Raw genomic sequence first — 11790 nt, forward strand, 5'->3', positions numbered from 1 at the left:
TGATGGGAACCCGTACAGGGGATCTCGATCCAGCGATTATTCCTTACTTGATGGAGCATACAGAGGATTTCAATAAGCCTGAAGATATTAGCCGTATCCTCAATCGTGAATCAGGTCTTCTGGGTGTTTCTGGATCTTCTAGCGACATGCGGGATATTCATACAGCGATGCATAATGGAGACGAAAAAGCCAAATTGGCATACGATATCTTTATCGATCGTTTGCAAAAATACATCGGTCAATACTTGGCTGTTTTGAATGGTGCAGATGCCATCATCTTTACAGCAGGAATCGGTGAAAATGCAGTAAACGTTCGTTCTTCTATTATCAATGGCATCAGCTGGTTTGGCTGCAAGGTCGACCCTGAAAAGAACGTCTTTGGAGTTGTCGGAGACATTTCCACAGATGATTCCCGTGTGAAGGTATTGGTGATTCCAACGGATGAAGAGTTGGTGATTGCGCGTGACGTTGAACGTTTCAAAAATCAGTAAACTGAAATAAAGAGAGAAGGCTGAAGGCGAAAGTCCCAGTCTTCTTATTTTATACAAGAAAGAGGTTGTCCATTGAAAAATATACAGTCTTTTTTTCGAAAGCACCCATTATGTAAGAATGCCCTCTGGCTCCTTCTTTTTGTGCCCTTATTCTTTCTCTCACAATTTCCCCTCATCACTATGGTTTATTCCCTTCAAGAAGGAATGGATGCAGGGTGGATCACTATCCTCACTCTCTTGGTAACAGTGGCGGTGCTCTTTGTTTTTTATAAGGTCATCAAGATGAGCCCTCTGGAGAACTTAGATGTTCGGGTCATAACCTGGCCGGCTCTGGGGAGAAATTTCCTTTTTCTTCTCTTGTTGATGGCTAATAACCTGCTCGCCTATCCTTTGTTGAAACAAGAGGCAGGTGGTACGACGGCAAACCAAGCGGCTCTGAATGAACTGCAATCTCATGCTCCTTTTCTTGCTATGGGCATGGTCGTGGTCCTTGTCGCTCCGATTCTAGAAGAGCTGCTCTGTCGGGCCATTATCCCTCGTTTGATCTTTCGAGGGGCAGAACCAATCGGATATCTAGCCGGTGCTCTCTTTTTTACTTACTTACATGGACCGAGTACCCTAGGGGAATGGGTAGCTTACGGAGGCATGTCCTTGATCTTAACTTGGGTCGCTTATCGCTACAAGCGGATCGAGTATAGCATTTGTCTCCATATGACCTTGAATGCGCTAGCTTATTATTATCCGGCTGTACTCCTCCTTTGTTTATTGCCGGTATCGAGAGTTTTCTTCCATGATAAATTATGATAAAATGGTAGGTACCAATGAGTTTTGATGCAGAATCTTCGTACAGAAGGTCAGAAAAAATGAGAAATCCGTATGGAGAATGAACTCAGAGGTTTAGAACATTTGTTCTAGCCTCTTTTGTTCGCAATCATGCTGTTGGAAAGGAATTGATGGAGAACGAAAATGATTGATAAAAAATGGCTGAATGGCCAAGGGACACTTCTTTGTGGGATCTTAAATGTCACTCCGGATTCATTTTCTGATGGGGGTAAGTATACGAGTGTGGATGCAGCCTTGCAACAGGCGAGAAAACTGATCCAAGAAGGGGCTCAGATCCTCGATATCGGGGGAGAATCAACCAGACCCAGACCAGGAAGTCATTATGTGGAGATCCAAGAAGAGATTGACCGCGTGGTTCCAGTGATTAAAGCTATCCGGAAAGAAAGTGCTATCTTGATCTCAGTGGATACCTGGAAGTCCCAGGTGGCGGCGGCAGCGCTGGAAGCTGGAGCCGATATTGTCAATGATATTACTGGTTTTCTTGGGGATTCTAAGATGGCTACTGTGGTTGCAGAGCATGAAGCCAGCGCAGTTCTCATGTTTAATCCAGTGATGGCAAGACCGCATCATCCAAGTTCCACTATCTTTCCAAGTTTTGGTTTCGAACCAGTCTTTTCAGAGCAAGAGCTTCAACAGATGGCTCAAGAACCGATTCAAGACGTGATGTGGACCTTCTTTGACCGCTCGCTTGCTGAAGCGAAAGCAGCCGGTGTCCAGATGGATCGTATTATGTTGGATCCTGGGATCGGATTTGGGTTGACCAAGCGAGAGAACTTACTCTTATTACAAGAACTTGGGACGATTCACCAAAAGGGGTATCCGATCTTTCTAGGGGTCTCCCGCAAACGCTTTGTGGTCAACATTATTGAGGAAGCTGGATTTGAGACAGATCCTGCAACGGAGACTGGTTTTTGGAATCGGGACCTGGCTTCGAGCCATTTGACGAGTATTGCAGCCAGTCAAGGAGTCGAAGTGGTGCGGGTGCATGATATTCCCCTTCACAAGATGGCAGCCAGTCTAGGCCAAGCCATTTTCCAAGCCCAAGAGGCAGCAGATACCAATTTAAAACAATACAAGTAAATGAAGACAAAAGAACATCAGTTGGATCTTCGTTGGCTAGAAGCCTATCGTTCTCAAGATCCACATTTCGGCTTGGAGCGCATGGAAGCTCTCTTGGCTTTGAGAGGAAATCCTCACCTAGACTGTCGGGTCATTCATGTTGCGGGGACCAATGGCAAAGGCTCTACCATTGCCACCTTGTCCCAACTCTTGAGGCAGGCAGGTTTACGAGTTGGAGTCTTTACCTCTCCTTATCTGATCCATTACAATGACCAAATCACCATTAATGGCGAAGCCATTTCGGATCAAGACCTGCAAACCTACCTGGATAGTTACCAGCAACTCCTGGAAGCTGAACAATCAAGGGCTGTTTTTCAAGGGTTGACTGAATTTGAAGTGATGACGGCCATCGCCTATGATTATTTTGCTCACGAGGAGCTGGATTATGTGATCATGGAAGTCGGTATGGGGGGACGACTAGACAGTACCAATGTCTGTCAGCCTGTTCTGACTGCGATCACTTCGATTGGCTTGGATCATGTCGCCCTTCTTGGGCCAGATCTGGCTTCCATCGCCCGTGAAAAGGCAGGCATCATTAAGCCAGGAATTCCTCTGGTTCTAGGGAAATTAGAAGCAGAAGCCAGCCAAGTCATTGAAGGTATTGCGATTCAGAAGCAGGCACCGATAACAGCCTATGACAGAGATTACCAAGTTGAGCTAGAGGCCTCTTGTTTATCGGGCCAATCCTTTTCTTATCACAGTTCCAAAAGAGAAACAGCCTCTTATCAAGTAGCGCTCTTAGGTCATCACCAGGCCAGAAATGCAGCTCTTGCGATCAGTATCTGTGATGTACTTTTTGAAAGAGAAGGGCGTGAACTCTTGTCAAGAGAGTTAGTGGATGAGGCCTTGCATCAAGTCGTCTGGCCTGGCCGGATGGAAGTGGTATCGCAAAATCCCATGATCTTGCTAGATGGGGCCCATAACCCCCATGCCGTTGCGCCCTTGATCGCAAGTCTTCGGGAACTGTTCCCAAGTCAAAAAAAGACCATTCTTTTTACCTGCATCCGGACCAAAGCCTTAGAAGAGATGCTCATTCAGTGGCAGGAACTGGAAAATAGTCGCTTGATCCTCACGAGCTTTGAAGATCCAAGAGCCTATTCTCAAGAAGAGATAAGAGCTGCTGCGAAAAACCATCAGCTTGAGGAAGTTAACTGGCAAGAGTTTCTACAAAACTGGCAAGCTGAAGGCGATGAGCTCCTCATTGTAACGGGGTCGCTCTACTTCCTTAGTCAGGTACGACCTTATTTATTAAAAACAGAAAAATCCAACTAGGAGATGATATGGATACAAAGAAAATTGAAGAAGCAGTGAAAATGATCATCGAGGCAGTCGGTGAAGATGAGAACCGTGAGGGACTTCAGGAAACGCCGACCCGCATTGCCAAGATGTACCAAGAAATCTTTGCAGGACTAGGGCAGACAGCAGAAGAGCACCTGTCTAAATCATTTGAAATCATTGATAACAATATGGTGGTCGAGAAGGATATCTTCTTCCATTCCATGTGTGAGCATCACTTTTTGCCATTTTATGGAAAAGTGCACATTGCCTACATTCCAAATGGCCGTGTGGCTGGGCTTTCAAAACTGGCTCGTACGGTCGAGGTTTACGCTAAAAAACCACAGATTCAGGAACGTTTGACGGTAGAAATCGCAGATGCCTTGATGGAATATCTTGGAGCACAAGGAGCACTTGTCTGGGTAGAAGCAGAGCATATGTGTATGAACATGCGTGGTGTCCGTAAACCTGGGACCGCTACAGTGACAACTGCAGCGCGTGGACTGCTTGCGACAGATAAAAACTTAAAAAATGAAGCCTATAAACTCATGGGCCACTAATGGCTGGCTATAAGAGGTGAACAGAGTGGATCAATTACGGATCAAGGACTTAGAGGTATACGCCTATCATGGTGTTTTTCCAGCAGAAAAAGAATTAGGACAACGCTTTGTCCTAGACCTATGGGTAGATTATGAGATGACTCGTGCTGCCCGCACAGGTGATTTGGAAGCTTCAATCCATTATGGGATCTTGGCGGAACAGTTGACCGAGTGGATGCAGGCAGAAAAGATCGATCTGATTGAAACAGTGGCCTTTCAGTTGGTTCAAAAGATTTTCGAAAGCTATGCCTTTGTAGAAAAAGTTCGTCTGGAGTTGAAAAAGCCCTGGGCTCCTGTTCCCTTGCCATTAGAGACTTGTTCTGTGACAATCGAACGGGAGAAAAAACGGGCCTTTATTGGGCTTGGCACCAATATGGGAGATAAACAACTGCAACTAGAGACGGCGCTAGAAAAACTCAAGGATCGAGGCATTCGCCTTCTTCAGACATCCACAAGGATTGAAACAGAACCTTGGGGAGGAGTGGAGCAGGACACCTTTTTGAATCAGGTGGCAGAGGTTGAAACTTGGATGACCCCAGAGGATTTACTAGGGACCTTACTGGCCATTGAGCAGGAAATGGGACGTGTTCGTGAGGTCAAGTGGGGGCCACGTGTGATTGATCTAGATCTGCTCTACATGGAGGACACCATTTGTTACAGTCCGAGCTTGATCTTACCACATCCTTATGTGGCAGAACGTGCCTTTGTCCTAGAGTCTTTGAATGAAATTGCTCCTCATTTTGTGGACCCTGTTCAAAGAAAGCCCATTCGCCAATTATGGGAGGCTGTCAAATAGTCTCTCTTCTTTGCATCATAATAAAAAACAATCCCTGTTCGAGGGATTGTTGAGAGCGTAGAGAAACGAATCTTTAATAAAATTTAATCAATTCTTTAAAAATTATACTCGTTATAGTTATTCAATCATATTCTGAAACTTTCCGCCGTGAGAAAAGTGCCTGAAACGACTCAGTTTCAGGCACTCGGAATTATTGAGACCTTAGGCTCAATAATTAGTCATGGAACTTCATAGAAGTTCGCTGACGTCCGTACTCACCTAAGGAAAGTTTTTTAAGAAGACTTTTTCTTCAATCTGAACAATTCCTAGAGCAGGGATTGTTTTTGTTTGTCTGAGTTTATTTACGATATAAGCGATCGTATTGGTAGACAGGATCCATGGTGACGTTGATACCGAGCTTGCGAAGGACGTTCTTGTCTTCGTCTGTCAGCATCACGGTTGAATGGGCTTCGCTGCCTTTCAACTTGCCTAATTCTTGCATAGCAAGCTTAGCATCTTCGTTGCTCATGGCTGTAATGGCAAGGGCAATGAGGATCTCGTTCGAGTGAAGACGAGGGTTACGGCTACCCAAATGATTGATCTTCAAGCCTTGGATAGGTTGGACGTATTCTGGCTCGATTAATTTGGTTTCTTTATCAATATGCGCCAATTTCTTGATCGCATTGATCAAGAGGGCTGCCGTTGGACCAAAGAGGTCAGAGGTTTTTCCGGTTACCATCTCGCCGTTTGGCAATTCAAGGGCCAAGGCTGGCTCACCTGTTTCTTCTTCTTTTTGGCGGGCAAGCACGGTCACTTTCCGATCATTTGGAGTAATGCCCAAATCATTCATCAAGAGCTCAATCTTCTTGACGGCTCCTTCACCGACACGTTCAGCTTTGACATCCAAGATGGTTTGGTAATAGCGACGGATGATTTCTTGTTGGGAAGCTTCAATCGCAGCGTCATTGTCCACAATGGCAAAGCCAACCATGTTAACGCCCATGTCTGTTGGAGAAGCGTAAGGGGAGGTTCCTAAGATGCGTTCCAACATGCGCTTCAAGACAGGGAAGATTTCGATATCGCGGTTGTAATTGACTGTTGTTTCCCCGTAGGTTTGGAGGTGGAAGGGATCGATCATATTGACATCGTCTAGATCTGCAGTCGCTGCTTCATAAGCCAAGTTGACTGGGTGGTGCAAAGGAAGATTCCATACCGGGAAGGTTTCAAACTTAGCATAACCTGATTTGATCCCATTTAATTGGTCATGGTACATATTGGACATACAAGTTGCCAGCTTACCAGAACCAGGTCCAGGAGCCGTCACAACGACCAAATTTCGACTAGTTTTGATGTAATCATTTTTCCCCATCCCTTCAGGAGAGATGATGTGGTCCATATCAGTCGGATAGCCCTTGATCGGATAGTGTAGATAAGAGGCGATCCCGCTCTTATCCAGTTGTTTGCGAAAGGCATCTGCTGCAGCTTGTCCAGCATATTGGGTGATGACGACAGAGCCTACAAAAATCCCCAATTCATTGAATTTGTCGATCAAACGCAGTACTTCTTGGTCATAAGAAATTCCTAGATCCCCACGGGCTTTTGAGTGCTCAATGTTATTGGCGTTGATGGCAATGACAATTTCCACCTGGTCGCGCAATTCTTGGAGCAGCTTGATCTTATTGTCTGGTTCGTATCCAGGGAGGACACGAGCAGCGTGGAAGTCTTCTAACATCTTACCACCAAATTCAAGGTAGAGCTTGCCATCGAATTGGTTGATCCGCTCAATAATGTGGTCACGTTGCAAGTTCAAATACTTTTCAGAACTAAAAGCTTGTTTTTTCATGTAAAACTCCTGTATATAAGGGAAGGGTCTACCACACAAATCCAAGGATGAGTGTTCAGTTTCCTACCATTTCATTCTTTCATATTATATCAGAAAACAGATGGAAGATAAAATATTCTAAGATACTTTCCTAAGGGGAGTGTGGATGCCGAGGGGCTCAATGGTGACTCACGCTGGAAAGTTTCAAAGAGAACCTTGTTTTCCCCCTAAAAAAGCCCCTTACGGGGCTTCAGATCGATGTTGTTTAATAGTGTTTGATCAAATCAACTGTAGAGCGATCCAATTTCTTAACCAATGCTTGTAAGAAGGCTTGCGCTTGTAAGAAATCATCCATGGCATAGAGGGTTTGGTGAGAGTGGATGTAACGTGCACAGACACCAATAGTGGTTGATGGGACTCCGCCGTTCTTCAAGTGTGCTGCACCTGCATCGGTACCACCTTTGGCACAATAGTATTGGAATTTGATGCCCGCTTCTTCAGCCGTAGTGAGCAAGAAATCTTTCATATTTGGTAGCATGATGTGACCTGGATCATAGAAGCGAAGCAGTGTTCCTTCCCCAATCGCTCCTTGGTCTCCAAAGACATCGGCTGCTGGCGAACAGTCTACAGCAAGGAAGATTTCAGGATCAAATTTAGTGGTTGAAGTGTGGGCTCCACGAAGTCCCACTTCTTCTTGAACGTTGGCCCCTACATACAGTTCATTGTTTAAGGCTTGTCCGGAAAGGCTCTTGGCCAATTCGCTGACCATCAAGACGCCGTAGCGGTTATCCCATGCTTTTGAGATGACGTTTTTACCATTAGCAGTGAGAATCGCAGAGCTATCTGGGACCAAAGTATCTCCAGGACGAACCCCATAACTTTCAGCTTCGGCTTTAGAGCTAAAGCCTGCATCAAAGACGATGTCGCTAATGGCTGGTACGGTTGGTCCACCCGTTCCACGTGTCAAATGAGGAGGAACAGATCCTGAAATAGCAGGGTATTCACGTCCGTCACGTGTAAAGAGTTTGAAGCGTTGGCTGCTGACGACCATCGGATTCCAACCTCCGATTGGGACAACACGGAAAGTTCCGTCAGCTTTGATTTCGCTGATCATAAAACCAACTTCGTCCATGTGGGCAGCTACTAAGATACGAGGAGCATCGGCAGCTGTTGAATGTTTGACTCCAAAGATCCCACCGAGACCATCTGTCACGATTTCGTCCACATGAGGAGTCAATTGTTGGCGCAAATAATCCCGTACAGGAGCTTCATGTCCTGAGATAGCAGGGATTTCAGTTACTTCTTTGATTTTAGAAAATAAATCAGTCATAGGTTACCTTCTTTCTGATGCTATTTTATCACTTTTTCTACAAGGATGGTAGCGTTATTATGGAAATCAGTCTCTAAAAGCAGAGGGAGAGATCTAGCCTAGACCGTTGTCCCTCTGCTTATTTTGTGTTACAATAGGCACTATGAAAGCTAAAAAAATTATTTTGTCTAGTCTGGCTGTAGCAAGTGCAGGAGCCCTTGCGGCCGGTGTTTATAAAATTGCAAAAGATCAAAAGCGTCTTCGTACCCAAGAAGAATTGGTAGCAGAAGTACGGGAGCAAATGGAAGCCATGGGGACGATTGCGACTCTGTATGTGGAACTCTACGAGTCTAGTGAAGAGCGCTTAGTAGGAGGCGTCATTTTTGAAGATGAGCGCCATTACCGCTTTGTCTATGAGGACGGTCTCTTGCATTACGAAGAGGAAAAATTATGATTACACCAAATTCTCTAGAAGAAATTGCTTCATACGTAGAGCAAGATGGCAAGAAAGTCTTTGTCTTTTCAGCCGACTGGTGTGGGGATTGTCGTTACCTCAAGCCTTTTTTGCCGGAGATTGAAGCTGAAAATCCCGAATTTACCTTTATCTTGATTGACAGAGATGCCTATATGGATCTGGCGAAAGTCTGGGATGTTTATGGGATCCCAAGTTTGGTGGTTCTGGAAAAGGATAAGGAAATCGGTCGGTTTGTCAATCGGGATCGGAAAACCAAAGCGCAGATTACAGCATTCTTAGCAGGATTAAAATAGGAGAAAAACATGATTGTAACATACAACAAAGAACAAGTCGGCGATGTCTTGATGCTGACCTTGAAAAATAGTGGAGAAGCAAAGCTCGCGGTGGAGAGAAAAGGAAAAGTGGCTCGCGTTTACCGTGAGGACAAGCAAGAAACCGTTGCCTGGAATATCTTTGATGCCTCATCTTTCTTCGCCATCGAAGGCAAGGGCCAAGTCTTTTTGACAGATGAGCAAGTAGCTCGTTTGAACCAAGAATTGGAAAGAGAAGGCTTCGCAGAACGTTTGGTCAACGATCGGGAACCAAAATTTGTGGTTGGAGAAATCCTTGAAATGGTGGCCCATCCAGATAGTGACCACTTGAATATCTGCCAGGTAGCAGTTGGACCAGATAAGACGGTTCAGATCGTAGCTGGAGCTCCAAATGCGCGGGTGGGTCTAAAGACCATTGTCGCTCTTCCAGGTGCCATGATGCCGGATGGTAGCTTGATTTTCCCAGGTGCCCTTCGTGGAGAAAAAAGCTATGGCATGATGTGCAGTCCGCGTGAATTGCACTTGCCAAATGCTCCTCAAAAACGAGGCATTATTGAATTGGATGACGCAGAAGTAGCAGGGACACCTTTTGATCCTGCTCGTCACTGGCATGAATAAAGAGAAGAATCTAGGATGTTTTGAATCCTAGATTTTTTTGATTTTGGTTTGTCACCCCCATTTTTTGAAATTTTTTCGAATAAATAGATAGGAGGTAAATGATGTATAATAAAGTTATTTTAATCGGTCGCCTGGTGGCGGCCCCAGAATTGCATAAAACCAGCACAGACAAATCCGTTGCCCGAGTGACCGTTGCGGTCAATCGTCGCTACAAGGATCAAAACGGGGAGCGAGAGACTGATTTTGTCAATGTCGTTGTCTGGGGGAAATTGGCTGAAACCATGGCTAGTTATGCCAGCAAAGGGAGTTTGATCTCTTTGGATGGAGAGATTCGGACGCGCCGCTACGAGAAAAATGGCATCATGCAGTATGTGACAGAGGTCCTCTGCCAAAGTTTTCAGTTATTAGAGAGCCGCGCTCAGCGAGCGATGCGTGAAAATGGTGGAACGGGAGATTTAGCCGACATCATTTTAGAGGAGGAAGATCTTCCTTTTTAGAAACAAAAAAAGAAAGCTGGTTCGTTTATAGACCAGCTTTTTTTGATACTTGGTAGGGATTTCATTCGGGAACAAGTCTTTTAAAAATAAATCAAAAATATGCATCTGTACAATAAAAGCCAGCACTTTTCTTGAAAAAGTAGTAAAATAAAGTAATATATATTCAAAATTTTCAGAAAAGGAACGGAGTTTGAAGGGGAAAGAAGAAAGAAAAGAACGGTTGAAATGGCTGATAAAACGGGTTTTACTGGTGATTCCAGTGGCTTGCATCCTCTTGTGGATCTATGCCGTTTGTCAAACCAGTAGCATCAAGGATCAGACCAAGATCGGTGTCACCTATATGACCATGAACAATGAGTTCTATAAAAGTATTCATTCGGAAATTAGTCGAATTGCCGATGAGAGAGGTGCTCTTGTATCTGTTCGAGATCCGGAATTGGATGAAAAAAGGCAGAGCCAGCAGATCGATGATTTTTGCGCCCAAAAAGTAAATGTGATTGTGATTAATCCGGTCAAAGGGGATAGTCAGCCCATTTTAAGGGCTCTTAAAAAAGCTAGAAAACAAGGAATTAAGATCATTGCAGTTGATACCCAGCTCAAGCATTTTAAGCCGGATGCCAGCATTGTCTCCGACAACTACCAAGCAGGAGTCTTGATTGCGAAAGAGCTGATGAAACGCTCTTCAAATGCTCAGATCCTTCTCTTGGAGCACAAAGGGACTGTTTCAGCAGATACGCGGATTCAGGGATTTAAGGATACCATCAAAGGACATGGGTCATATGAGATTATCTCGGAACTAGAAACCAAGGGTCAGACGGAGATCGCCATGCCAGCTGTCCGTAAGTTCTTGCAGTCAGGGGGGAATGTCGATACACTAGTTGCCCTAAATGACCGCTCGGCTATAGGAGCTTTAGCAGCGATCAAGGAGCAAGGAATCACCCATCCCATTGCGATTTATGGGATCGATGGCTCACCAGATATGAAAGCCTTGCTGCACTCGACAGATGATGTTGTAGGAACCGTTGCCCAGTCTCCGTTGAAGATGGGAGACCGCGTGATGGAGGTCATCCAAGATATGACGGCTGGGAAAAGCTACCAAAAAGAGATAACCATTCCGGTGCAAATGATGACAAAGGAAAACATCGATCACTTTGATGTGAATGGGTGGCAGTAATGAGAAAATTTAGAGGTGTGAGATACAGTTTGGCCATCCTGATGGTCGTGAATTTTATCGCTGTGATGCTCAACAGTATCATCTATCTTCAAGCAACCAACTATATCATTGCCCAACGGCAAGCTTCTCTATTAGTAGAACGCTTAGAGCGTATTCCTTTTGCGCCCTCTACAACTTTTTGGTTGTCTGCGCTCTTATTTGCTGGAATTGCCTTGATCTCCATGAGTCGTTACCGGTCTCAAACGAGTCGATGGTCCATTTTTGATCAGTGGAACATTCTGGAGATCCTCCTGATGTTGCTCTTGATGTGGGTCCAAAATGTAGCTTATAACGGGCTTATTCTATTGGTTTTTGCGGATATCTTCTATGGTTCCAAAGAGTTGAATACCAAGCGAGACCGCAAGTATTGGTTTGCCTTTATCCTAGTAAGTTTCTTGATGCTCCTTGTGACCAATTCAGACGTCTTTTCGCTTTTCTTTCCG

12 protein-coding genes and 2 pseudogenes are annotated in these 11790 nt (G+C 45.0%); 12 read left to right on the forward strand and 2 right to left on the reverse strand.

The features are described 5' to 3' along the window. The 6 genes and pseudogenes from PAN06_RS10340 to folK all read left to right on the forward strand — a co-directional run. Positions 1–491, forward strand: a pseudogene (locus PAN06_RS10340) (acetate kinase); the annotation flags it as partial. Positions 492–563: 72 nt separating this feature from the next. Beyond that, positions 564–1295 (forward strand): type II CAAX endopeptidase family protein, encoded by a 732-nt coding sequence (locus PAN06_RS10345; protein WP_346732064.1) that lies wholly within the window; start codon positions 564–566, stop codon positions 1293–1295. Between the two features lie 162 nt (positions 1296–1457). Next, a complete protein-coding gene (folP, locus tag PAN06_RS10350) occupies positions 1458–2414 on the forward strand; it encodes a dihydropteroate synthase (protein WP_269796249.1) in 957 nt (318 codons plus the stop codon). Further along, positions 2415–3725: a folylpolyglutamate synthase/dihydrofolate synthase family protein gene (locus PAN06_RS10355; protein ID WP_269796250.1), complete on the forward strand. Its 1311-nt coding sequence runs from the start codon at positions 2415–2417 to the stop codon at positions 3723–3725. It begins immediately after the preceding gene. A gap of 8 nt (positions 3726–3733) precedes the next feature. Continuing rightward, entirely contained in the window at positions 3734–4288 is a 555-nt protein-coding gene (folE, locus tag PAN06_RS10360; RefSeq protein ID WP_195327208.1) for a GTP cyclohydrolase I FolE, read from the forward strand. Positions 4289–4313: 25 nt separating this feature from the next. Further along, positions 4314–5123, forward strand: coding sequence for a 2-amino-4-hydroxy-6-hydroxymethyldihydropteridine diphosphokinase (gene folK, locus PAN06_RS10365; protein WP_247923534.1), 810 nt, complete (start codon positions 4314–4316; stop codon positions 5121–5123). Between the two features lie 337 nt (positions 5124–5460). Here the strand turns inward: folK and PAN06_RS10370 are convergent, their stop codons facing one another. Both PAN06_RS10370 and pepA read right to left on the reverse strand, forming a co-directional pair. Beyond that, the gene (locus PAN06_RS10370) at positions 5461–6945 is read right to left on the reverse strand and encodes a DUF1846 domain-containing protein (protein WP_003009791.1); all 1485 of its coding nucleotides are present in this window, start codon (positions 6943–6945) and stop codon (positions 5461–5463) included. 244 nt (positions 6946–7189) lie between these two features. Continuing rightward, positions 7190–8254 (reverse strand): glutamyl aminopeptidase, encoded by a 1065-nt coding sequence (gene pepA, locus PAN06_RS10375; protein ID WP_014712788.1) that lies wholly within the window; start codon positions 8252–8254, stop codon positions 7190–7192. A gap of 142 nt (positions 8255–8396) precedes the next feature. Between pepA and PAN06_RS10380 the strand changes: the two genes are divergently transcribed. The 6 genes and pseudogenes from PAN06_RS10380 to PAN06_RS10405 form a co-directional block, all read left to right on the forward strand. Then, positions 8397–8687, forward strand: coding sequence for a DUF4651 domain-containing protein (locus PAN06_RS10380; RefSeq protein ID WP_003004245.1), 291 nt, complete (start codon positions 8397–8399; stop codon positions 8685–8687). Next, on the forward strand, positions 8684–9001 hold the full coding sequence (locus tag PAN06_RS10385; RefSeq protein WP_021154296.1) for a thioredoxin domain-containing protein: 318 nt from the start codon (positions 8684–8686) through the stop codon (positions 8999–9001). The genes PAN06_RS10380 and PAN06_RS10385 overlap by 4 nt, the downstream gene beginning before the upstream one ends. A 9-nt stretch (positions 9002–9010) precedes the next feature. After that, complete coding sequence (gene ytpR / locus PAN06_RS10390) at positions 9011–9637, forward strand: YtpR family tRNA-binding protein (RefSeq protein WP_003009800.1); 627 nt, start codon at positions 9011–9013, stop codon at positions 9635–9637. A gap of 101 nt (positions 9638–9738) precedes the next feature. Then, a complete protein-coding gene (locus PAN06_RS10395; protein ID WP_021154298.1) occupies positions 9739–10134 on the forward strand; it encodes a single-stranded DNA-binding protein in 396 nt (131 codons plus the stop codon). A 190-nt stretch (positions 10135–10324) separates the two neighbouring features. Continuing rightward, positions 10325–11308: a substrate-binding domain-containing protein gene (locus tag PAN06_RS10400; RefSeq protein ID WP_023919635.1), complete on the forward strand. Its 984-nt coding sequence runs from the start codon at positions 10325–10327 to the stop codon at positions 11306–11308. Further along, positions 11308–11790, forward strand: a pseudogene (locus tag PAN06_RS10405) (sensor histidine kinase); the annotation flags it as partial. The gene PAN06_RS10400 and the pseudogene PAN06_RS10405, both read left to right, overlap by 1 nt.

It is taken from the genome of Streptococcus sp. SM3 (genome assembly GCF_027497875.1).

What these genes read in the sequence shown, in the direction of transcription:
- folP (WP_269796249.1), top strand. Translation starts at nt 1,458, where the DNA reads ATGATTGATAAAAAATGGCTGAATGGCCAAGGGACACTTCTTTGTGGG.
- PAN06_RS10355 (WP_269796250.1), top strand. Translation starts at nt 2,415, where the DNA reads ATGAAGACAAAAGAACATCAGTTGGATCTTCGTTGGCTAGAAGCCTAT.
- folE (WP_195327208.1), top strand. Translation starts at nt 3,734, where the DNA reads ATGGATACAAAGAAAATTGAAGAAGCAGTGAAAATGATCATCGAGGCA.
- PAN06_RS10370 (WP_003009791.1), bottom strand. Translation starts at nt 6,945, where the DNA reads ATGAAAAAACAAGCTTTTAGTTCTGAAAAGTATTTGAACTTGCAACGT.
- pepA (WP_014712788.1), bottom strand. Translation starts at nt 8,254, where the DNA reads ATGACTGATTTATTTTCTAAAATCAAAGAAGTAACTGAAATCCCTGCT.
- PAN06_RS10380 (WP_003004245.1), top strand. Translation starts at nt 8,397, where the DNA reads ATGAAAGCTAAAAAAATTATTTTGTCTAGTCTGGCTGTAGCAAGTGCA.
- PAN06_RS10385 (WP_021154296.1), top strand. Translation starts at nt 8,684, where the DNA reads ATGATTACACCAAATTCTCTAGAAGAAATTGCTTCATACGTAGAGCAA.
- ytpR (WP_003009800.1), top strand. Translation starts at nt 9,011, where the DNA reads ATGATTGTAACATACAACAAAGAACAAGTCGGCGATGTCTTGATGCTG.
- PAN06_RS10395 (WP_021154298.1), top strand. Translation starts at nt 9,739, where the DNA reads ATGTATAATAAAGTTATTTTAATCGGTCGCCTGGTGGCGGCCCCAGAA.